Genomic DNA, 21,940 nt, shown 5'->3' with positions numbered 1-21,940 from the left:
AGGGAGGGGTGGGCCGCCGCCGAGGTCCAGTACAGCCCCTGCCCCGGCGACTCGGACGCCTCGGCGAGCTGCTCGCCCAGCATCACGGCGTCGGCCCCGCAGGCGATCGCCTTGGCCATGTCACCCGAGCCGGCCATGCCCCCGTCGGCGATCACGTGGACGTAGCGGCCGCCGGTCTCGTCGAGGTAGTCGCGGCGGGCCGCGGCAGCGTCGACGATCGCGGTGGCCATCGGCACGCCGATCCCGAGTACGTCGTCGGTGGTGGTGGCGGACGACTCCCCGTACCCGACGATCACGCCTGCGGCGCCGGTGCGCATGAGGTGCATCGCGGTGCGGTAGTCACCCACGCCACCGGCCACGACCGGGACGTCGAGGGAGTTGATGAACTCCTTGAGGTTGAGCGGCTCCCCGCCCGATACGTGCTCGGCGGAGATGATCGTGCCCTGCACGACGAGGATCTCGACGCCGGCCGCGAGCAGGTCGGGGGTGAGCTCGCGGGCCCGCTGCGGGCTCACGCGGGCGGCCACCGTGATGCCGGCCGCGCTCACCGTCTTGAGCGCCTCGGTGAGCAGCGCGGGCTGGATCGGGGCGGCGTGCAGCTCCTGCAGCAGGCGCACCGCGGCGGTGGGGTCGTCGGCCGCCGCGGCGTCGAGCACCCGTTCCAGCGCACCCTGGGCGTCGGCGTGCCGGGCCCACAGGCCCTCGGCGTTGAGCACGCCCAGACCGCCCAGCTGCCCGATCCGCACCGCGCTGGCCGGCGACACGATGGCGTCGGTCGGGTGGGTCACCAGCGGGATCTCGAACTGGTAGGCGTCGAGCTGCCAGGCGGTGGAGACCTCCTGGGAGCTGCGGGTCCGCCGCGACGGCACGATCTCGACCTGCGACAGGTCATAGCTGCGACGGGCCTCCCGGCCCATCCCGATCTCCACGAGGTCACGCACGGGTGACCAGCGTAGACAGGCCCGGGGCGCGGGGTCCTAACGGGCCACGTAGTTGGGCGCCTCGACCGTCATCGTGATGTCGTGCGGGTGGCTCTCCTTGAGCCCCGCCGCGGTGATCCGCACGAGCTGCGCCTGCTGCAGCTGCTCGATCGTCTGCGCACCCGCGTAGCCCATCCCGGACCGCAGCCCGCCGACGAGCTGGTGCACGACCTGGCTGAGAGGACCGCGGAACGGGATGCGCCCCTCGATGCCCTCGGGCACGAGCTTGTCCTCGCTCAGCACGTCGTCCTGGGCGTAGCGGTCCTTCGAGTAGGACTTGCGGCCGCCCTCCCCGCCCCGCGAGCGCATCGCCCCGAGCGAGCCCATGCCGCGGTAGGTCTTGAACTGCTTGCCGCCCACCAGGATCAGGTCGCCCGGCGACTCGGCGGTGCCGGCGAGCAGGCTGCCGAGCATCACCGTGGACGCGCCTGCGGCGATGGCCTTGGAGATGTCACCGGAGTACTGGATGCCACCATCGCCGATCACCGGTACACCGGCGTCCGCACAGACCAGCGAGGCCTCGTAGATCGCGGTGATCTGCGGGGCGCCGACCCCGGCGACGACGCGGGTGGTGCAGATCGACCCGGGGCCGACCCCCACCTTCACGGCGTCCGCGCCTGCCTCGACGAGCGCCTGGGCACCGGCCCTCGTGGCCACGTTGCCGCCCACCACGTCGACGTTGTGGCCGATCTCGGCCCGCAGCTTGGCCACGGTCTCCAGCACCCGGCGGGAGTGCCCGTGTGCCGTGTCGACCATGACGACGTCGACGCCGGCCTCGACGAGCTGCATCGCGCGCGCGTAGCCCTCTTCGCCGACGCCGACGGCCGCGGCCACGACGAGACGGCCGTCGGGGTCCTTCGTGGCGAGCGGGTACTTCTCGGTCTTGTTGAAGTCCTTGATCGTGATGAGCCCGCGCAGGATGCCGTCGCCGTCGATGATCGGCAGCTTCTCCAGCTTGTGCCGGCGCAGCAGGCCGAGCGCCGCCTCAGCGGTGACGCCCACCCGGGCGGTGATCAGCGGAGCGTGGGTCATCACCTCGTGGACGGGCCGGCTGTGGTCCATCTCGAACCGCATGTCGCGGTTGGTGATGATGCCGACGAGGTGGCCGCCCGCGTCGGTGACGGGGACCCCGGAGATGCGGAACTTCGCGCACAGCGCGTCGACGTCGGCCAGGGTGGCGTCGGGTTTGCAGGTGACCGGGTCGGTGACCATCCCGGCCTCGGAGCGCTTGACGACCTCCACCTGGGCGGCCTGCTCCTCGGGGGAGAGATTGCGGTGCAGCACGCCGAGCCCGCCCGCGCGGGCCATGGCGATCGCCATCCGGGACTCCGTGACCGTGTCCATCGGCGACGACACGAGCGGCACGCGGATCCGCACCCGGCGGGTGACCTGCGTGCTGGTGTCGACCGCGCTGGGCACGACATCGGACTCGGCGGGGAGCAGCAGTACATCGTCGAACGTCAGGCCCAGCATCGCGAACTTGGGGGGCAGTCCTGCGGCCTCGCTGGTCATTGCCACCATCCTGTCGATCCCTGCCCGTCATCCTCCGTAGAACGTCGGTACGGGCGGCGGGGAGGTTTCCCGACATCGTATCCGCGGCGGCGCGGCAGACGGCACGCCCGCGCCGAGTCCATCACCACAGTCCGGTCCATCACCGCCGTCCCGCCCGCCGTGAACCCGACGCTCACGACTCGTCACGGGCACGGTGCGGGTATCGTGAGAGTGTGTCACCTGATGCCTTGCCACCGGACCCCTTCGCCGGTGACCCGCACGATCCCGCGCTGTCCCTCGAGGGGCCTGAGGGCGGCGAGCAGGACGGGCTGAGCGAGGCCGAGCGCGACGAGGTGGTGGCCGATCTGGCCGACCTCGCCGTCTACCAGGCACTGCTGGAGGCCCGCGGAGTGCGCGGCATCGTCGTCGACTGCGGCGACTGTGGCGAACAGCACTTCCACGAGTGGAGCCTGCTGCGGGCAAGCCTCCAGCAGCTGCTGGAGGAGGGCCAGATGCGGCCCCACGAGCCTGCCTTCGACCCCGACCCCACGAGCTACGTCACCTGGGAGTACTGCCGCGGCTACGCCGACGCGGTGCTCTCCGACTCCTGACACCGACGCATACGGCGACGGCCCCCGATCCGAGTGGATCGGGGGCCGTCGCCGTATGCGGTCAGCTGATGGTGGCCGAGGGCGGCGGCGTGCCGGAACCGGCAGCCGTGGCGCCCGTGCTTCCCCCGGCACCCGGGTTGGAGCGGGTGGTGTCTCCCGCAGGCGTGGTGGCGCCGCCGTCCGGCCGGCCCTCCGCGGTGGCGGGTGGGGTCTGCGGACCGGAGGTCGGACCGGCACTGCCGGTGCCGCCGCCGCTCGGGCTGTCGGTCGTCGTCGGCGGAGGCTGGGGCGACGGGGTGCTGGAGTGCTGCGTGCCGGGTGACGGGTTCTGGCTCGTGCCGTCGCCAGGAGCCGGGGCCTGCTGCCTGCGCGGGTCCGGGGTGGCGCTGCGGGGGTCGCGCGAACGCGGATCCCTCGGATCCCGGGGATCCCGCGGATCGGACGGAGAACGCTCGGGCGCAGACGCCGCGGACGTCGGTGCCGGGGTCACCGACGTCGGCGCCTGCGTGCCGGACGCCGGCTCGGGTGCCACGGGCGCCGTGCGCCCGGAGCTCGGCGACTCCCGCACCCCGGCACCCGGAGGCACCGGCCGGGACGGCTGGGTGGACAGCGGGGTGCCCGGATCGGTGGGCGTGCCCTGAGGCGTCTCCGCCGCCTTCGCGACGAGGAACTCCTGCACCTGGGCGAGCTCGGTCTTGCCCTCCTCGGGACGCACGACCTCGAGGTCGGCCTTCGCCTGCGCGAGCTCCTGCGCCGCGACGACGGGCTGCCCGGCGACGAGGGCCTCCTTGGCCTTCGTGATGCGGGCCTCGACGCGGACCGCGGCCTCGACGGACTCGGCGCGCTGGCTGTACAGCACCTTCGACACACCCCACAGCGCGTCGTCGGGCTGGGCGTTGTAGGAGCTGACGGACACGCCACCGACGGCGAGTACGACGAACGCCGCGGCCGCGGCCACCGGGGCCAGCCGCCGGGTGCGCCGGACCGGCCGCCGGGCGGCCATGACGGTGGCCACGGCGGTGTCGACGTCGACGAGCTCGGGGATCGGCTCGACGTCCACGTCGGCCTTCCAGGCCGCGAGGATCGCGGCGACCCGGTCGTCGGTGTCGTAGCCGGAGCGGCCGGGGGACGACACCGTCATGCCCGCGGACAGCGCGTTGATCAGCTCGTCATCGGCCTGGACCGCGACGAGGTCGAGCGGTTCGCTCACCTCGTCGAGCGGGACAGGGCGCGTGTTCATGCCGGGGGGGCGATGGCCGTTGCTACCGCCGCCCGGCCGCCGGTGGCGGTGTTCGAACGGGTTGCGTCCGGGGTCGTTGTTGTCGTGACGCACTCACACCACCTCCTCTTCTGGCATTGACCTGCGCAAACGGGACAGCGCCCGGTGCTGGGCCACACGGACGGCTCCCGGCGTGGATCCGACGGCTTCCGCCGTCTCCTCGGCGGACAGCCCGACGACCACGCGCAGGACGAGTATCTCTCTCTGTTTCTCGGGGAGCGTGTCGAGCAACCGGCCCATCTCGCCGGACAGCTCGACGCGAAGTACACGCTGTTCTGGGCCGTCCGCGGACTCCACCGAGTCGGGCACGTCGGCAACCGGCTCGGACCGGTTGCGCGTGGCGGCACGGTGGGCGTCGATCACCTTGTGTGACGCGATGCCGTAGACGAACGCCAAGAACGGACGGCCCTGGACTCGGTACCCGGGCAAGGCCGTGAGCACGGCCAAACACACCTCCTGCGCGACGTCGTCGGCCGAGACCGACGACCGGTCCATCCGGCCCAGGCGCGCCCGGCAGTAGCGCACGACCATGGGCCGGATGATGGCGATCACGCGCCCGACGGCTGCCGGCTCGCCGGCCATGGCGCGGCTCACCAGTTCATCGGGAACGTCTGTCGTCTCACTCATCGCGCACAGTTGCCCAGGTGTTACTGAACATGTTCGTCATCATCCGTTCGTGAGGCTGATCACGGACAGTGCTCAACCGTGTCCTCAGTGCGGACCACCGTAGCGAAGTAGAACGGCGGTCCTGGATGGGTCCTCCCCATGGGAGGAGACGCGCCGGATGACCGGCAGATGCATGCTCAGGGCGGTACCACCCGAATGGCGGCGTGCAACACCGCGGGAGCTGACACCGCGGCGGCAGGGCGCGTGGCTGCGCTGTCGGCAGCCACGTCGCCTGTTGAGTCAGCCCGGACGCTGGTCCGGGGTGGTGCGGAGGGCCTGGGGGCGCGCTGGGACGGCGCGGGTCAGGACGCTCAGGAGACGAGGCCGCGCCGGAAGCCGTGGGCCACCGCCTGGGCGCGATCGCGCACGCCCAGCTTGCGGAAGAGCCTCCGGGCGTGAGTCTTGACCGTGTCCTCGGAGAGGTAGAGCTCCCGTCCGATCTGGCCGTTGCTCTTGCCCTGGCTCATGCCGCGCAGCACCTGGAGCTCACGCTCCGTGAGCTGCACGCCCGGATCCGTAGGGGCCCGGGGCGTGGGCACGGCAGTGCTCGCCAGAGTGTGCGCGAGCGCGGCCACCAGTTCTGGGCGCGAGGCGTCCCAGCGGAGGTAGCCCCGTGCCCCGCCGGCGATTGCGGCGGCGATGCTGCCCGCGTCGTCGGGGGCTCCGAACACGATGACGTTCGCCTGTGGGTGAGCGGCGACAAGCCGCCTCGTGGCCTCGACCCCAGTGGGCACCGCCCGCTGGGTGCCGACCAGGACCACGTCCACCGGCTGCCGGGAGAACCGGGCCAGCAACTCGTCCCCATGCGCAACGCAATCGATCCGGTGCACCCCCGGCACCGCGGACATCACGCGGGTCAGGCCTTCGCGGACGCTGCGACGATCGTCGCAGATGAGTACCGTCGTCACGACGATTCCTTCCTGCAGCTTCCTGCAGCCGGGTGATGTGTCACCCCCCTCATCGGCGGGCGACAGGCTCACCTTGACACGATCAGGGCCGGTTTGTGCCCTCCATTCGGGAGAGTTGCGCCGAGTGGCACTGGTCATGTGGGTGACGTAAGACCGAATGGACTAATTACATTACCGGGGGTGGAACAGAGACCCTGCCGGAGTCCCCCAACAGGCGCTTGCCAAGAGGGTCTGCCCTCTCTTCGATGACGCTCAGCGCGGCGAGCGCGGCGTGTCGTCGGCGTGCCGGACCGTCGAGCGGGTCGTTCACCGATTCTCCAGAGATTGTCCGAGTGGCGTCGTTTGCGTTCGAGGGCGTTCCGGCGCCGCGCTCGAGAAGATCAGCTGCAGCCAGTCGAGCGGGCCACACAAGCGGGAGCAATCCCGCTCGTTCCGCTTCGGCCGCCGCCGCGTCGAGCTCGACCACCGCTGCCGCCGGTTCGGTGCCCGCGACGGCGGCGGCGACGGTGAACACGATCCGGGACTTGAGCACGTGCCGTACGGAGCCTGCGTGTTGTGCGCACTCCAGCGCCTTACGAGCCGGTTCGACCGCCCCGGCCGCGTCGCCGCGCACCAGAGCGAGCTCGGCGCGCACCCAACCCAGCCGGACGGTCGGCCGCCATCCACCGCCCCCCACTCCCCCGGCCCGCAGGAGCGACTCCGCCGTGTCGAGCAGGCGCTGCGCGGAGGCGGGGGCGCCGGTGCCGACGGCGTCGGCGGCCAGCCCCACCAGCGCGTCGACACGAGCGGCGAGCAGACCGCTGCCGTAGAGGTCCGCTGCCGGGTCACACGCTACCGAGGAGGCAAGGCGCAGGCCAAGGGCGTCATACCTCCGCGCAGCAGCGTGCCCGCCGAGCTGACGGCGGTGGGCGGCGAGAGTGATCGCCGCGTGCGCCGCGACGGCGACCGGCACACCGGGGCCCACCAGCAGGGGTTCCAGCACGGCGGCCGCTGCGGCGTACCGTCCCTGGCCGCCGAGCGCGACCGCCACGTACCAGCGCTCGAGCGCCGACGAGCCGGGCCGCACCCGCACGGGGGCACCCGGTTCGGCACCGAACGCCACCGTCTCCGCGTCAGGCGCAGCAACCGACCGCAGCGCGAGCGTGCCGGTCACACCAAGACCGCGTCGCTGATCGTCGCCGTCGCCGCCCGCAGGGACAGCAGCCGACCCGTCCGTTCCGGCAGGGCGACGCCGTCCCAGCCCGGGCCGGCGACGTAGCGGCGAAACCGGGGCCGGGTCCGGGGCAACGCCTCCAGCAGGCCCACATCGGCCACCTGCGGCAACTGGGCCCACAGCACGACAGCGACGGGCGCGGTACGCCGGATCGCGGCCACGAGCGCCGTGACGGGCAGGTCGGCACCCAGCGCGCGGCAGGGAATGCCCCGTTCGGCCAGCGCCGCCGCGAGCACCACCAGCGGGAGCATGTGCTGCTCGTCGGGCATCGCGCCCAGCAGCACCGGACGCGCGTCGGCCACGGGCCGCAGCGCCGCGGCCCTCGCACCGAACGCCGGGCGGACGCACTCGCTGACGAGATGCTCGATCTCGACCCCGACGCCGCTGTGCGCCCACCGCTCGCCGACAGCGGCCAGCACGGGCCGGACGACGTCGTCCCACGCGGACTCCACGCCCGAGGCGGCGATCGACTCCTCGAGCAGCCGGTGCACCGCGGAGGCGTCGAGGGCAAGCGCCGCCCTGCCGAGTCCACGGGCCGCCCGGCTCGCTCCGGGCAGGCGCAGGACGCGGCCACCGACGCGGACGCGGCCGTCGTTCCCCTCCTCGAGCAGCTCGACGGGGGACGCGCCGCCGTCCTCCGTGACCCGTGCCGGCACCGGGGGGACGACAGCGGCAGGCCCGACGGTGCGGGCCGAGAGCGCGTACGCCGCTGCGTCCGCCGGCGACGCACCACGCACGAGTGCGCGTTGCATGAGCTCGAGCCGGGCCAGATCCGCGGGCGAGTAGCGCCGATGGCGGCCGGGGGTGTGCGCCGTGGGGCCAATCCCGTAGCGACGGTCCCAGGTACGCAGCGTGGCGGGAGCGACGCCGAGCCTGCGGGCCGCGGCCGCGACGCTCAGCCACGCCTCGGTGGCGGCGTTCGGCGCCGGCACCGCGGACACGGACAGCCCGGGCGTGTGGCGGCCTTCACGATCCGGCGGCGACACGTCGGGCTGCACCAGCTCATCGTGCTGGTCCGGGGCGGGCGGGGCAAGCCGAAAGGACGCTTTGAACAAGGTTTGACGCGGTCTATGGTGGGGATACCGACTTTCGTCGAGGAGAGTGTCGAAACAGGCGAGGTGAGGTACGTGGCGGATACCCGACGGCTTCCGGTGCCGGTCACGGAGATCTGGGACTGGCAGATGCACGGAGCCTGCCGCGGGATGGACAGTGCGTTTTTCTTCCATCCCGAGGGCGAGCGCGGACCGGCTCGCGCCCACCGCGAGGCGCGGGCGAAGGGCGTCTGCCGCGGGTGCCCGGTTCTCGAGCAGTGCCGGCTGCACGCGCTGTCGGCGCAGGAGCCCTACGGCGTGTGGGGCGGGCTGTCGGAGTCCGAGCGCGACCAGATCATCCGGGGTCACGACCGGACGTTGCGGATGGCGGACGGCCGGAGGCAGCGGCCGCAGGTGCGCAACACGCACTGATCGCCGAACGTCGAACGGCGGGCCGCCCTGGGGGTCGGCCCGCCGTTCGGATGTGGCTGGTCGATCAGTGCCCGTGGCCGTGGCCGTGGCCACCCGCAGCGGCCGGCTCGGCCTGCTCCGGCTTGTCGACGATCGCGCTCTCGGTGGTGAGCACCATCCGCGCGATCGACGCGGCGTTGACCACCGCGGAACGGGTGACCTTGACCGGGTCGACGACCCCGTCGGCCATCAGGTCGCCGTAGGTCAGAGTGGCGGCGTTGAAGCCCTGGCCCCACTCCAGGTCGGCAACCTTGCCGACCACCACAGCGCCCTCGAGACCGCCGTTGGCGGCGATCCAGAACAGCGGAGCCCGCAGCGCGCTGCGCACGACCGCGACACCGGTGGCCTCGTCGCCGGTCAGCCCGAGGTTGCCGTCGAGCGCGACGGCGGCGTGCACCAGCGCGGAGCCACCGCCCGGCACGATGCCCTCCTCGACCGCGGCCCGGGTGGCGGACACCGCGTCCTCGATGCGGTGCTTGCGCTCCTTGAGAGCGGTCTCGGTGGCGGCGCCGACCTTGATGACGGCGACGCCGCCGGACAGCTTGGCCAGCCGCTCCTGCAGCTTCTCCCGGTCCCAGTCCGAGTCCGAGGACTCGATCTCGGCCTTGATCTGCGCGACCCTGCCGTCGATGGCGTCCTTGGTGCCGCCGCCCTCGACGAGGGTGGTGGCGTCCTTCGTGATGACGACGCGGCGCACCGTGCCCAGCAGGTCCAGCCCGGCCTCGGACAGCTTGAGCCCGACCTCCGGGTTGATGACGGTGCCACCGGTGGCGATGGCCAGGTCGTCCATGAACGCCTTGCGGCGGTCACCGAAGAACGGCGACTTGACCGCGGCGACCTTGATGGTCTTGCGGATCGAGTTCACGACCAGTGTGGACAGCGCCTCGCCCTCGAGGTCCTCTGCCACGATCAGCAGCGGCTTGCCGTCGGCCAGCACCTTCTCCAGCAGCGGGAGCAGGTCGGCGATGGCGCTGATCTTGTCGCGGTGCAGCAGGACGTAGGCGTCCTCGAGCACGGCCTCCATCGACTCGGCGTCGGTGACGAAGTACGGCGAGAGGTAGCCCTTGTCGAACTGCAGGCCCTCGGTGATCTCCAGCTCGGTGGCGAGCGTGGAGCCCTCCTCGATGGTGATCACACCGTCCTTGCCGACGGTCTTGAGCGCCTCGCTGATGAGGTTGCCGATCTCGGCCTCGCGGGAGGCGATCGTGCCGACCTGAGCGATGTGCTCCTTGTCGTCGACCGGGATGGCCTTCTTCGCGAGCAGCTCGCAGACGGCGTCCGCCGCCTTGGAGATGCCCACGCCGAGTGCGGTGGGGTTGGCGCCGGCCGCGACGTTGCGCAGGCCCGCGGCCACCATCGCCTGGGCGAGCACGGTGGCGGTGGTGGTGCCGTCACCGGCGACGTCGTTCGTCTTGGTGGCGACGGACTTCGCCAGCTGAGCCCCGAGGTTCTCGAACGGGTCCTCGAGGTCGATCTCGCGCGCGATGGTGACGCCGTCGTTGGTGACGGTCGGTCCACCGAACTTCTTGTCCAGCACAACGTGGCGGCCGCGCGGGCCGAGGGTCACCTTGACCGCGTCGGCCAGCTGGTTCACCCCGCGCTCCAGCGCGCGGCGCGCCGTCTCGTCGAAGGTGATCTGCTTCGGCATGTCCTGCCTCTCTTGATTCTCCGGGGAAAACACGCCGCCCCGGTGGCCCGCTCGGTCGAGGGACCACCGGGGCGGCGGCTACAGAACTGCCTGCGTCAGTTGACGACCGCGAGGACGTCGCGCGCGGAGAGGATGAGGTACTCCTCGCCGTTGTACTTGACCTCGGTGCCGCCGTACTTCGAGTAGATGACGACGTCGCCGACGGCCACGTCGAGCGGGACGCGGTTGCCGTTGTCGTCGACCCGGCCCGGGCCGACCGCCAGGACCTTGCCCTCCTGGGGCTTCTCCTTGGCGGTGTCCGGGATGACGATGCCGGAAGCGGTGGTGGTCTCCGCCTCGCTGGCCTGGACGACGATCTTGTCCTCGAGCGGCTTGATGTTTGCCACGCCGATGACCTCCCCTTCCTGGGGTACGTGCCTTCGCCTACATGTTCAGGGATGACAGCCATCGGACGTCCCGTCGTCGCGGGTGCCGGAACATCCTGGCCGTGCCGTTGGCACTCTACCCATGAGAGTGCCAACGCCTCAACGCCGGTGGCCGCTATGACCCGAAGCGGTACCGATCCCGCCCGCCGCCGGCCACCCCCGGTATCGCCGCTGGTCACGACCGGAGGCGCGCGGCGCGGCACCCGGAGGCGCACAAGCAGTCCCGAGCAGGGCACACCTCACGAAGCCGCGTAGATCGTCGGAAACCTCGCCTACCGTTCACCGGCCGGTGCCCGCCGCGCCACTCGCCGCACGGGAGGGTGATCAACGCTGAGCGCGTGACCACAGACGCTCCTCCCACCACCTCGACGCACAGCAGGCGCCGCGTGCTGCGGGCCGGCCTGACCGCCTCCGCCGTCCTCGCCGTTCCCGGCACGGTGCTCACCGGGCTCGCAGGCGCCGCGTCCGCCGCGCCTGCGGCACCTCCCGGCAACCCGTTCACCCTCGGCGTCGCGTCCGGGGAGCCCGCACCGGACGGGATGGTGCTGTGGACGCGGCTCGCCACCGATCCGCTGGCCGAGGACGGTCTGGGCGGCATGGGCGGGCGGAACACGGAGGTGGAGTGGGAGCTGGCCACCGACGAGGGGTTCCGGAAGATCGTCCGCAGGGGCGTGGAGACCACCGGGCCCGAGCTGGGGCACAGCGTGCACGTCGAGCTGGCCGGCCTGACCGCGGGACGGGAGTACTTCTACCGGTTCCGCGCCGGGAAGGAGCTCTCCCCCGCGGGCCGCACGCGCACCGCGCCGCCCGCGTCGGCGATGCAGCCGCTCAGCATGTGCTTCACGTCGTGCTCGCAGTACGAGCACGGCTTCTTCACCGCCTACGCCCGGCTCGCCGAGGAGGAGCCGGATCTCGTCCTGCACCTCGGCGACTACCAGTACGAGTACACCGCGGGCGACTACGTGGCCCCTGGCGGGAACCCGCGCAACCACGTCGGCCCGGAGACCGAGACCCTCGGGAACTACCGGCAGCGCTACGCGCAGTACAAGACCGACCCCGACCTCCAGGCCGCCCACGCCGTCGCGCCGTGGCTCGTCGTCTTCGACGACCACGAGGTCGACAACAACTGGGCCGACGAGGTGCCCGAGCACCCGGAGACCCCGCAGCCGAACTTCCTCGCCCGCCGGGAGGCGGCGCTGCGCGCCTACTGGGAGAACATGCCGCTGCGCCGGGCCCAGCGGCCGAAGGGCATCGACATGCGGCTCTACCGCACGGTGTCGTGGGGCCGGATGGCGAACTTCCACATGCTCGACACCCGCCAGTACCGCGGTGACCAGCCGTGCGACGACAAGTTCAACTCCGACTGCACCGCGCGCACCGACCCGGCGCGCTCGCTGCCCGGCTCGGCGCAGGAGAAGTGGATCGCCGACGAGTTCCGCCGCTCCCAGGCCCGCTGGGACGTGCTCGGCCAGCAGGTGTTCTTCTCCCAGGTCGACTTCACCCCCGGCGCCGGACGCGGTTTCAACCCCGACGCCTGGGACGGCTACCCCGGCTCGCGGGACCGCGTGGTGGACTCCTGGACCGCCTCGAAGGCGCGCAACCTGCTGGTGCTGACCGGCGACGTGCACGCGCACTGGGCCGCCGACATCAAGCAGCGCTTCGACGACCCGGCGGCTCCCGTCATCGGTTCCGAGCTGGTGTCCAGCTCGGTCACCTCCGGCGGCGACGGCTCGGAGACGCGCGCCGACACCGCATCGACGCTGGCGGACAACCCGCACATCCGCTTCTACAACAACCGTCGCGGCTACGTACGGACGAAGTTCACGCCCACCGAGGTGACCGCCGACTTCCGCGTGGTGCCCTTCGTGCAGCGGCCGGGCGCACCCGTCGAGAACCGGGGGACCTTCGTCGTGCAGGACCGGAAGCCGGGTCTCCAGCAAGCCTAGGACACCGCCCGGCGGCGGCGTGCGCGGACACGAGAGCCCACTCGTGTCCGCGCACGTCGTATCGTTTTTAGCATGCCTAAGATCGGTTCGAGCGACCTCGACGTGTCCCGCCTATGCCTGGGCGGCAACGTGTTCGGCTGGACAGCGGATCGCGATGCCTCATTTGCCGTCCTCGACGCGTACGTGGCGGCGGGAGGGAACTTCGTCGACACGTCCGACTCCTACATGTGGCGCGCGCCGGGCAACTCCGGCGGCGAGTCGGAGACGATCATCGGTGAGTGGATGGCGGCGCGCGGGAACCGCGACTCGATGGTGATCGCCACCAAGGTCGGCTCGTGGCCGCAGCGGCCGGGACTGTCGCGCGCCAACATCACCGCCGCGGTGGAGGACTCGCTGCGCAGGCTGCAGACCGACCGGATCGACCTCTACTACTCCCACCGCGACGACCCGGACACGGCGCAGGAGGAGACCCTCGACGCCTACGACGGGCTGGTGCGGGCGGGCAAGGTCCGCGCGATCGGCGCGTCCAACTTCACGGCGGACCGGCTGCGCTCGGCGCTGGAGATCTCCGCCCGCGACGGGCTCACGCCCTACGTCGCGCTGCAGCCGCACTACAACCTGCTGGAGCGCGCCGAGTTCGAGACGGCCCTCGCCCCACTGCTCGCCGAGCAGGGCCTGGCCTGCCTGCCGTACTTCGGGCTGGCGAAGGGCTTCCTGACCGGCAAGTACCGGGCGGGCACCGAGGTCGAGAGCGTGCGCGCCGAGGGGGCGCGGGAGTACCTGAACGACCGCGGGCTGCGGGTGCTGGCGGTGCTCGACGAGATCGCCGCGGGCCACGAGGTGCCCGTCGCCGCCGTCTCGCTGGCCTGGCTGGCCGACCAGCCCACGGTGGCCGCCCCCATCGCCAGCGCACGCACCACGGAGCAGCTCGCCGACCTGCTCCCGATGCTGGAGCTGCACCTCACCGACGACGAGCTGCGGCTGCTGCGGCACGTCAGCGAGTGACGCACCGGTGAGGTTCGTGGTCGGCAGCGCCGCCGACCACGCACCCGCCGTCAGGCGCCCGGCACCGAGCCGGCGAGCGGCGCGAGCCTGCCGAGCCGGGGTCGGATCACGGCGTCCACGCTCCAGGTGGCACCGGCCGCCGCGTAGAACAGCGCGAGGGCGCCGAACACGTAGCCGATCGACGGGCCGAGGTCCGTCTGGCCGGTCATGTAGGGAATGTGCATGTGTTCGGCGGAGGTCCAGATGCCGATGGACCAGAGCGCGGTGGCGATGAAGGCGAGGTTGGAGAAGACGCCGAGGATCAGTGCCACTGCGAGCACGGACTCGACGATGGCGGTGATCAGCGCGAACATCCCGGGGTCGGCTCCCGCGACGGCGTGCCAGAGCTGGATCCAGCCGTGCAGCATCGGCGTCGGGACCTTGGTCGGATCGAGCTCCTTGCCCAGCGTCTGGCCGTGGATCCACCCGGGAAGCCACTTGAAGGTCGCGTCGATCGCCCACAGCACGCCGAAGAGGATTCGCACCACAGCAGCACCGTGCAGCCGACGCAGTGACCAGCCCGCCGGAATGTAGGAGCCGGTTCCGCGCATGTTGTCGGCATTCAGGACAGCACTCACGTCTTACCTTCCGGAAGATTTGTTGAGCATTGAATCACCAACGGTAGCTGGGGGACTCTATGCGTCAAGCCGATGCGACCCACGTCGCCCGGGAGGCGATGTGACCTTCCGGTCAGGAAAACAACAGGCTGATATCGAACCGATCCGGGTTCATCGCAAAAGGTGCGAACCAACCCGGGAACAACCTCGTAATCGGGAGATCAGACCAGGACTTCGGTGATCGGCAGCGACGAGTCGGCCGGCAGTTCCGGCGACGACGGGGCCGCGCCCGCCGCCACCAGGTGAGCCCCCAGCGCGGCGACCATCGCGCCGTTGTCGGTGCACAGCCCCGGCCGCGGGACGCGGAGCCGGACCCCGGCCGCGGCACAGCGCTCCTGCGCCATCTCCCGCAACCGCGAGTTGGCCGCGACCCCGCCGCCGAGCAGCAGCGTGTCCATCCCCCGCTCGCGGGCGGCGCGCACGGCCTTCGCCGTGAGCACGTCGACCACGGCCTCCTGGAAGCTCGCGGCGACATCGGCCACCGGCATGGTGGTACCGGCCCGCTCCAGCGCCTCGACGTGCCGCGCCACGGCCGTCTTCAGGCCGGAGAAGGAGAAGTCGAACGGTGCGTCGCGCGGGCCCGTGAGACCCCGCGGGAACGCCACCGCCGCACGGTCCCCGTCCCTGGCCACGCGATCGATGTGGGGCCCACCGGGAAACGGCAGCCCGAGGAGGCGCGCGACCTTGTCGAACGCCTCGCCCGCCGCGTCGTCGATGGTGGCGCCGAGCGGGGTGACGGGCCCGGCGATGTCGGGGACGTCGAGGAGGCTGGAGTGGCCACCGGACACCAGTAGCGCCAGGCACGGCGGCAGCGGACCGTGCTGCAGCGTGTCCACGGCCACGTGCGCGGCCAGGTGGTTCACCCCGTACAGCGGCACGTCCCAGGCGGCGGCGTAGGCCTTGGCCGCGGCCACCCCCACCAGCAGGGCACCGGTGAGCCCAGGACCCGCCGTGACGGCCACGGCGTCGACGTCACGGCCGGTGACCCCGGCGGTGGCGAGCGCGCGGTGCACGGCGGGAACCATCGCCTGCAGGTGCGCACGGGACGCGACCTCCGGCACCACCCCGCCGAACCGGGCGTGCTCGTCGACGCTGGAGGCCACCTCGTTGGCCAGCAACGTGACCGCCCCGCCGGGCTCGGCGCGCACGACTCCCACGCCGGTCTCGTCGCAGGAGGTCTCGATCCCGAGGACAATCATGGTGTCGGCTCCCGTCGCATCGTGTGGGCGTCGGCTCCGCTCGGGCTGTAGTACCGCCTGCGCAGGCCGACCACGGTGAAGCCCTCGGCCTCGTACATCAGCCGGGCGGCGTCGTTGTCGGTGCGCACCTCGAGGAACACCGTGGCGTGCTCGGCGTCGGCCACCGCGAGGAGCCCGCGCAGCAGGTCCCGCCCGATCCCGCGCCGCCGGTGCGCGGGATCGACCCCGATCGTGTGGATCTCCGCCTCGGCCTGCGGCGGACCGGCCACGAACGCGATCCCGGCGTAGCCCACCAGCTCGTCGCCGACCCGCGCGGCGAGGTAGTGGTGGCCCGCGCGCAGCTCGTCACGGAACGCCCGCGCGCTCCACGGGTCGTCGCCGGGGAACAGCATCCTCTCCAGCTCCGCGCAGCGCTGCGCGTCGGACTCGCGCAGCGCGTCGATCGGCACGGTCGCGGTCATCCGGCACTCACCCGCTTGCGCGCACCGGGCTCCACGGCGTCGGGACGGCGCAGGTACAGCGGTTCCAGGGGGCCGGGCCGCTCGGCGGACCGCAGCGCGACGGCGGCCACCGCGACGAGCCCGGCGGGCGAGGGCGACGCCGGCTCCCGCTCGGGCAGTCCCACCGCGGCGGCCGAGGCCCCGGCGGCGGCGACGGCCCCCAGCGCGGCCGCGCGGGCAGCCAGCGTGACCGGGGCCTCGACGTGCGGACCGTCGACCCGCCGGGGCGCCCCGTCCCCGTCACGCAGAGCGCCGTCGTAGAGCGCCCAGTAGACCTCGCGGCGCCGGGCGTCGGTGACGACGAGCAGCCGGCCCGGGAGGGCCGCAGCGGCGGCGAGGGCGTCCGCTGCGATCGCGTCCAGCGAGCAGACGCCGTGGACCGGGACGTCGAGGGCGTCACCGAGCGCCGCGGCGGTGACCATCCCGACGCGCAGGCCGGTGAACGGTCCGGGACCGGTGCCGGTGACCACGGCGTCGACGTCCCGCAGCGCCACCCCGGCCTCGGCACACGCGGCCAACACGCCGGGCATGAGGAGCTCGGCGTGCTTGCGGGCGTCGAGGGTGACCCGGACGGACCGCTCGACGGGGCCTGCGTCGGTCAGTTCGACGACGCCGGCCGTGACGGCGGGCGTCGCGGTGTCCAGGGCGAGCACGAGCACGTCACGAGCCTACGAGCGTGCGGCACCGGCCGGATGGACGGGGCGGCTCACCAGCGGGCGACCAGCTCCGGCAGGCCGCCGGGGCCCTGGCCCACCGCCTCGGTCACGGCCGCTCCTCCACGCGGTGCACGCTCGCCACGCGCACGTCGTCGGGGCGGCGGGTGAGGCGCACGAGCAGGTGCCGCGCGGAGAGCCGTTCGGCCACCCCCTCGCCCCACTCGACGACCACCACGGCGTCGGCGAGGTCGGTGTCGAGGTCGAGGTCGTCCAGCTCGGCGGCGCCGCCGAGCCGGTAGGCGTCCACGTGGACGAGCGGCACGCCTGCCCCACCGGGGAGGGGGCGGTGCTCCCTGGCGATCACGAAGGTCGGGGACGTGACCGGTCCGGCCACCCCGAGGCCCCGGGCCAGGCCGCGCACGAGAACGGTCTTGCCCGCACCCAGCGGCCCGGACAGCACCACCAGGTCGCCCGGGCCGAGCCCGGCGGCCAGCCGCTCGCCGAGCGCCTCGGTATCGGCGGCGTCGGGCAGCTCCAGCTCGACGTCGAGCTCGATCGGCGGGGTCACGCGCGCCGTCGCAGCCCGTTGGGGGCGCTGCGGGCGACGCTGCGGCGCAGCAGGTCCGCCAGCGCCTCGTCCATGCGCCCGGGCTGCTCCAGCATCGGCAGGTGGCCCACGCCCTCGAAGCGCACGAGCGTGGCCTCCGGTAGCTCCGCCGCGATCACGTCGCTGTGCGAGACGGGAATGACGCGGTCGGCGTCGCCCGCCGCGACGAGCACCTCACACGTCGAGAGAGCAGGGAGCGCGGCGAGCCGGTCGTGGCTGCCGACCGTGTCGACGAAGTCGGTCAGTGCGTCCACCGCGTTGGCGCTGATCATCTCGTCCACCAGATCGACCAGCCACGGCTCGACGTTGCGGTCGCCGTAGGCGAAGTTGCGCGTGATCGCCCAGATCACGTCGCCCGCCACCTTCCGCACGCCCTCCACCAGCTTGGGCTGGAGCCGGGCCAGCAGCCCGACGCCCCGGGTGAGCGGGTTGTGCCGCGACAGCAGGGTGCCCGAGAGCCCCGCACTGCCCACCTCGCCTGCTGACGTCGAGACCAGCGCGACGCCCGCCACCCGCTCGGCGAACAGTGCGGGGTGCTGCTCCGCCAGCGCCATGATCGTCATGCCGCCCATCGAGTGCCCCATCAGCACGAGAGGACCCTCGGGGGCGAGCGCGCGGACCACCGCGTCGAGGTCGTGGCCGAGCTGCTCGATCGTGCAGCTCTCCTTCGGGGCCCGCTCGGAGCGACCGTGGCTGCGCTGGTCGTAGAGCACGACCCGGATGGCCGGATCGTTGAGCGCGGGCAGGGACCGCCGCTGGAAGTGCCAGGTGCGGCGGTCGAGCGCGAACCCGTGCACGAGCACGACGGTGAGCACCGCGTTCCCGCTCGGCGCCTCGATCTCCTCGCACGACAGCCGCACCCCGTCGTCCGCCGTGACCGACGACGACTCGCTGACCGGCGTCCGGCCCGGCTCGGGTGGCCCCTCCGCGAGCTGCGTGGCGAGGCGGCGCCGCTCGGCCGCGATCTTGGAGTGCTTGCGGGCGGCCACCCCGACCGCGACACCGGTGGCCGCGGCCCCTGTTGCCCCGGCGACCGTGCCCCAGATCTGCCCCCGGTTCACCACGACGACCCGCCTCCGACCACGGTGCGGACGACGCGACGCCCGCGCACGCCCGTGACGACCTCGTAGTGGATGGTGCCGAGCTCGTCCGCCCAGTCCTGGGCGGTCGGCTCGCCGCGGTCACCGGGACCGAACAGCACTGCGAGCTCCCCCTCCTGGACCGCGTCGTCGCCGCAGTCCACCACCACCTGATCCATGCTGACCCGCCCGACGACGGGCCGCACCACGCCACCGAGCAGCACTCGCATCCGCCCGTTGAAGCCGAGCCTGCGCGGCACCCCGTCGGCGTACCCGAGCGGGAGGAGCGCGAGCGTGGTCTCGCGCGGCGTCGTCCACTCGTGCCCGTACGAGACGCCCTCACCGGCCGGCACCCGCTTCACCAGCGCCACCCGGCACCGCAGCGTCATCGCCGGCCGCAGGGGGCTCTCCGCAGGCGGCCGGTCCATCGGGTCGAGCCCGTAGACGGCGATGCCGGGGCGCACGAGGTCGAAGTGCACGTCGGGACGGCTGAGCGTGGCCGCGGAGTTGGCGAGGTGACGGATCGGGTTCAGGCCGCGGTCGACCGCCTCCTGCCAGGCGACGGTGAGCCGGGCCGCCTGCCGGTCGATCGTGGGGTGGTGCGGGACGTCCGCGTAGGCGAGATGTGACCACACCGCGACGACCTCCGCGAGCCCGTCGGCCGCCGCCTTCGTCGCGTCGTCGAGCAGGTCGGCCCACTCGGCGGGCTGCGCGCCGTTGCGGCTCAGCCCCGTGTCGATCTTGAGGTGCACCCGGGCAGGCCGCCCCGCCCGGCGCGCGCCCGCGAGCACCGCGGCGAGGTGGCTGCGGGAGGACACCGACAGGTCGACGTCCGCCGCCACCGCGCCGGTGAAGTCGTCGTCGGGAAGGTGCAGCCAGGACAGCACCGGCGCGGTGATACCGGCCTGCCGCAGCTCCATGGCCTCCTCGAGCGTGCACACCCCGAGCCAGGCGGCCCCCGCCTCGATGGCGGCGCGCCCGACCGGCACGGCGCCGTGGCCGTACCCGTCGGCCTTGACGACGGCCATCACACCGGCGCCCGGGGCACTGGCCCTCAAGACCCCGACGTTGTGCCGTACCGCGTCCAGATCGACGACGGCCTCGGCACGCGCTCCACCCGGCGGATCAACCACGCCCGCATCATCTCATCCACACTCGCCCCATCGTGGACAGAGCGACCGCGCCGCTCACACCCCTCGGACCGACCGGATCGCCGCCGGGATCGCGGCCTGCAACCGTGACGCGGGCGCAGGCGCGCCCCGCGCGGCCAGTTCCGACGCGAGCGCATGCACGTGGGCCGCACATCCGGCCGCCCACCACGGCTCGAACCCGGCGGCCAGCAGTGACCCGATGATCCCGGTGAGAACGTCGCCGGACCCGGCGGTGGCCGCCCAGGAGGACGTGGCCGGATGCACGAGCACGCGTCCGTCCGGGTCGGCGACGACGGTGGCGTTGCCCTTGAGCAGCACCGTGACGCCCAACTCGGCCGCGGCCCGGCGGGCGGCGGCGATCCGGTCGTCGCCGACCTCACCCGCGACTCGCGCGAACTCACGGTCGTGCGGCGTGACCACCACCGGCCTGCCCCGCAGCGCCGCCCGCAGGTCGGAGTGCTTTGCGAGCAGGGAGATGCCGTCGGCGTCCACGCAGAGCGGCACCTCGCGGGCGATGGCCTCGGCCAGCACGGCCCGGCCCGCGTCGTCGACCCCGATGCCCGGACCGACCGACCAGGCCTGCGTCCGGTCGGCATCCATGATCGACTCCGAGGCGACGACCTCGGGCCAGTGGTCCCGGACGCCGGCTGCGGCGCTCCCGGCGAACCGGACCATGCCGCTGGTCGCGAGGGTCGCGGCACCGGCGGCCAGCACGGCGGCCCCGGGGTACGTCGCCGAGCCCGCGGCGATGCCCACCACCCCTTGGGTGTACTTGTCGTCCCCCGGCCCCGGCACGGGCCAGCGCCCACCCACGTCGGCCACCTCCAGCACCACGGCGTGCGGCTCGGGCAGCAGCGGTCCGAGCCCGATGTCGACCAGGTGGACCTCGCCGCACCGGTGCGCCGCGAGCACGTGCACGGGCTTGAGCGCGCCGAACGTGACGGTCGCCGCGGCGGTGACGGCCGGGCCGTCGACGGCCCCGGTGTCCGGGTCGACCCCGCTGGGCAGGTCGACGGCGAGCACCGGCACCCCGGCGTGGTCCACCGCGGCCACCAGGCGGGCCGCGGGTTCCCGCAGGGCACCGTGCCCGGAGATGCCGACGATGCCGTCGATCACCAGGTCGGCCCCCAGCGCGGCCACCAGCCCCGCGTCCGCGTCCACGGAACGGCCGCCCGCGCGGCCCAGCGCGGCGAGCCCCGCCGGGTGCGCACGCGCCGCGTCCAGCAGCACCGCCGTGACGCCGACCCCGCGCCTGCGCAGCTCCACCCCGGCCCACAACGCGTCCCCGCCGTTGTTGCCCGCCCCGACGAGCAGCACCACCCGCCGCCCGGCCACCTGCCCGTCAGCCTCGAGCATCCGGCGCGCGTGCACCGCGAGCCCGAACGCGGCGCGGCGCATCAGCGCACCGTCGGGAGTGCGGTCCAGCAGCACAGCTTCGGCGTCACGCACCTGCTGGGCCGTCCAGACGCCCCTCATCGACCGTCCCTCGCTGCCATCGTCGGAGCGTAGGACGCCGGGGGCGCCCGCCGCCGGACGACCCGCGGCCGGCGGCACGCACAGGTGCTCCGTGTTGCGTTCGCCCGCCCGGCGCCGCAAGGACTACGGTGCTGCGCTGTGACCCGGACCCGCCCGTTCCCCCGGCCACCCGAGGTGCGCAACGCCAAGGAGGCCGTGGAGCAGCTCTCCCGGCCCGGCCCGCACCAGGTGCTGCGCGGCGACCTCGGCATGGTCGGCATCCCGGGCGTCGTGTTCGCACCGGAGGAGGGGCTGGGCCTGCCCGCCGTCGCGTTCGCCCACGACTGGCTGCAGCCCGCCGAGCGCTACGCCGACCTCCTGCGCCACCTCGCGTCCTGGGGCATCGTCGCGGCCGCCCCGTCGAGCCACCGCGGCCCGCTCCCCAGCCACGCCGGCTTCGCCGCCGACCTGCGCACCACACTCGACGTCTGCGCCGGCGTCCGCCTCGGGGACGGGCGGATCAGCGTGGACTCCCGCCGCACCGCACTCGCCGGCCACGGGATCGGCGGCGGCATCGCCCTGCTGGCGGCACAGGACCGCCCGCGCCTCCGGGCCGTCGTCACGATCGCCGTCGCGCAGACCCGCCCGTCCGCGGTCGACTCCTCCCGCGCCCTGACGCTGCCCGTGCTGCACCTCGCCGCGGCCAAGGACACCGTCGCCCCCGCCGCCGGGCACGCGGAGCCCATCGCCGCGTCGGCGGGCGGCCCGGTGTGGCTGCGGACGCTGAACAAGGCCACCCACACGGGGTTCCTCGAGGGCGTGCACTGGAGCGACTTCGTGCTCTCCGGCAGCCCCGACGCGAAGACCCGCCGCCTCACCCGGGCCCTCGTCACGGCGTTCCTGCTGCACCACCTCTGCGACGAGGACCGCGCCGACGTCCTCGTGGACGGCAAGGTCCCCGGC

22 protein-coding genes are annotated in these 21,940 nt (G+C 73.2%); 5 read left to right on the top strand and 17 right to left on the bottom strand.

Annotated elements, in window-relative coordinates; genetic code table 11:
• Positions 1-941 (bottom strand): GuaB3 family IMP dehydrogenase-related protein (locus HF577_RS28925; RefSeq protein WP_169399145.1); only part of this gene is annotated, 941 nt, incomplete at its 3' end.
• Positions 942-977: 36 nt separating this feature from the next.
• Complete coding sequence (guaB, locus tag HF577_RS28920) at positions 978-2,492, bottom strand: IMP dehydrogenase (RefSeq protein WP_169399144.1); 1,515 nt, start codon at positions 2,490-2,492, stop codon at positions 978-980.
• Positions 2,493-2,704: 212 nt separating this feature from the next.
• Between guaB and HF577_RS28915 the strand changes: the two genes are divergently transcribed.
• Positions 2,705-3,082: a DUF5319 domain-containing protein gene (locus tag HF577_RS28915; RefSeq protein ID WP_169399143.1), complete on the top strand. Its 378-nt coding sequence runs from the start codon at positions 2,705-2,707 to the stop codon at positions 3,080-3,082.
• A 61-nt stretch (positions 3,083-3,143) separates the two neighbouring features.
• On the opposite strand, the gene HF577_RS28910 is transcribed toward HF577_RS28915, so the two are convergent.
• From HF577_RS28910 to HF577_RS28890, 5 genes are all read right to left on the bottom strand, one after another.
• A complete protein-coding gene (locus HF577_RS28910) occupies positions 3,144-4,322 on the bottom strand; it encodes an anti-sigma-D factor RsdA (RefSeq protein WP_169399142.1) in 1,179 nt (392 codons plus the stop codon).
• A 93-nt stretch (positions 4,323-4,415) separates the two neighbouring features.
• A complete protein-coding gene (locus HF577_RS28905) occupies positions 4,416-4,988 on the bottom strand; it encodes a sigma-70 family RNA polymerase sigma factor (RefSeq protein WP_169399141.1) in 573 nt (190 codons plus the stop codon).
• Positions 4,989-5,338: 350 nt separating this feature from the next.
• Positions 5,339-5,935, bottom strand: coding sequence for a response regulator transcription factor (locus tag HF577_RS28900; RefSeq protein WP_075942692.1), 597 nt, complete (start codon positions 5,933-5,935; stop codon positions 5,339-5,341).
• A gap of 166 nt (positions 5,936-6,101) precedes the next feature.
• Positions 6,102-7,088 carry a hypothetical protein gene (locus HF577_RS28895; RefSeq protein WP_169399140.1) on the bottom strand — a complete coding sequence of 329 codons (987 nt, stop codon included), beginning with the start codon at positions 7,086-7,088 and terminating at the stop codon, positions 6,102-6,104.
• The gene (locus HF577_RS28890) at positions 7,085-8,146 is read right to left on the bottom strand and encodes a MerR family transcriptional regulator (RefSeq protein ID WP_312859437.1); all 1,062 of its coding nucleotides are present in this window, start codon (positions 8,144-8,146) and stop codon (positions 7,085-7,087) included. The genes HF577_RS28895 and HF577_RS28890 overlap by 4 nt, the downstream gene beginning before the upstream one ends.
• 129 nt (positions 8,147-8,275) lie before the next feature.
• On the opposite strand from HF577_RS28890, the gene HF577_RS28885 reads away from it, so the two are divergent.
• Positions 8,276-8,611 (top strand): WhiB family transcriptional regulator, encoded by a 336-nt coding sequence (locus tag HF577_RS28885; RefSeq protein ID WP_169399139.1) that lies wholly within the window; start codon positions 8,276-8,278, stop codon positions 8,609-8,611.
• Between the two features lie 64 nt (positions 8,612-8,675).
• Here the strand turns inward: HF577_RS28885 and groL are convergent, their stop codons facing one another.
• Both groL and groES read right to left on the bottom strand, forming a co-directional pair.
• Positions 8,676-10,298, bottom strand: coding sequence for a chaperonin GroEL (gene groL / locus HF577_RS28880; protein ID WP_169399138.1), 1,623 nt, complete (start codon positions 10,296-10,298; stop codon positions 8,676-8,678).
• 95 nt (positions 10,299-10,393) lie between these two features.
• On the bottom strand, positions 10,394-10,684 hold the full coding sequence (gene groES, locus HF577_RS28875) for a co-chaperone GroES (RefSeq protein WP_010225616.1): 291 nt from the start codon (positions 10,682-10,684) through the stop codon (positions 10,394-10,396).
• A gap of 377 nt (positions 10,685-11,061) precedes the next feature.
• On the opposite strand from groES, the gene HF577_RS28870 reads away from it, so the two are divergent.
• Both HF577_RS28870 and HF577_RS28865 read left to right on the top strand, forming a co-directional pair.
• Positions 11,062-12,669, top strand: a complete 1,608-nt coding sequence (locus HF577_RS28870; RefSeq protein ID WP_312859436.1) for an alkaline phosphatase D family protein — start codon at positions 11,062-11,064, stop codon at positions 12,667-12,669.
• A 72-nt stretch (positions 12,670-12,741) separates the two neighbouring features.
• A complete protein-coding gene (locus HF577_RS28865) occupies positions 12,742-13,674 on the top strand; it encodes an aldo/keto reductase (RefSeq protein ID WP_169399137.1) in 933 nt (310 codons plus the stop codon).
• Between the two features lie 50 nt (positions 13,675-13,724).
• On the opposite strand, the gene HF577_RS28860 is transcribed toward HF577_RS28865, so the two are convergent.
• From HF577_RS28860 to HF577_RS28825, 8 genes are all read right to left on the bottom strand, one after another.
• Complete coding sequence (locus HF577_RS28860) at positions 13,725-14,291, bottom strand: hypothetical protein (RefSeq protein WP_169399136.1); 567 nt, start codon at positions 14,289-14,291, stop codon at positions 13,725-13,727.
• A 200-nt stretch (positions 14,292-14,491) separates the two neighbouring features.
• Entirely contained in the window at positions 14,492-15,529 is a 1,038-nt protein-coding gene (gene tsaD, locus HF577_RS28855; RefSeq protein WP_169399135.1) for a tRNA (adenosine(37)-N6)-threonylcarbamoyltransferase complex transferase subunit TsaD, read from the bottom strand.
• Complete coding sequence (rimI, locus tag HF577_RS28850) at positions 15,526-15,990, bottom strand: ribosomal protein S18-alanine N-acetyltransferase (protein ID WP_169399134.1); 465 nt, start codon at positions 15,988-15,990, stop codon at positions 15,526-15,528. The genes tsaD and rimI overlap by 4 nt, the downstream gene beginning before the upstream one ends.
• Positions 15,987-16,688: a tRNA (adenosine(37)-N6)-threonylcarbamoyltransferase complex dimerization subunit type 1 TsaB gene (gene tsaB / locus HF577_RS28845; RefSeq protein ID WP_169399133.1), complete on the bottom strand. Its 702-nt coding sequence runs from the start codon at positions 16,686-16,688 to the stop codon at positions 15,987-15,989. Before tsaB ends, rimI begins: the two co-directional genes overlap by 4 nt.
• Before the next feature lie 103 nt (positions 16,689-16,791).
• On the bottom strand, positions 16,792-17,253 hold the full coding sequence (tsaE, locus tag HF577_RS28840) for a tRNA (adenosine(37)-N6)-threonylcarbamoyltransferase complex ATPase subunit type 1 TsaE (protein ID WP_312859435.1): 462 nt from the start codon (positions 17,251-17,253) through the stop codon (positions 16,792-16,794).
• Positions 17,250-18,356: an alpha/beta fold hydrolase gene (locus HF577_RS28835; protein ID WP_169399132.1), complete on the bottom strand. Its 1,107-nt coding sequence runs from the start codon at positions 18,354-18,356 to the stop codon at positions 17,250-17,252. The genes tsaE and HF577_RS28835 overlap by 4 nt, the downstream gene beginning before the upstream one ends.
• Positions 18,350-19,504 carry an alanine racemase gene (alr, locus tag HF577_RS28830; RefSeq protein ID WP_169399131.1) on the bottom strand — a complete coding sequence of 385 codons (1,155 nt, stop codon included), beginning with the start codon at positions 19,502-19,504 and terminating at the stop codon, positions 18,350-18,352. The genes HF577_RS28835 and alr overlap by 7 nt, the downstream gene beginning before the upstream one ends.
• 54 nt (positions 19,505-19,558) lie before the next feature.
• Positions 19,559-20,998, bottom strand: coding sequence for an NAD(P)H-hydrate dehydratase (locus tag HF577_RS28825; RefSeq protein WP_169399130.1), 1,440 nt, complete (start codon positions 20,996-20,998; stop codon positions 19,559-19,561).
• A gap of 138 nt (positions 20,999-21,136) precedes the next feature.
• On the opposite strand from HF577_RS28825, the gene HF577_RS28820 reads away from it, so the two are divergent.
• The coding region (locus HF577_RS28820; RefSeq protein ID WP_169399129.1) for a dienelactone hydrolase family protein at positions 21,137-21,940 on the top strand (804 nt) is incomplete at its 3' end.

The organism is Pseudonocardia xinjiangensis, assembly GCF_012911925.1.
GTDB lineage: Bacteria > Actinomycetota > Actinomycetes > Mycobacteriales > Pseudonocardiaceae > Pseudonocardia > Pseudonocardia xinjiangensis.
This window is presented reverse-complemented; position numbering and strand designations above follow the sequence as displayed.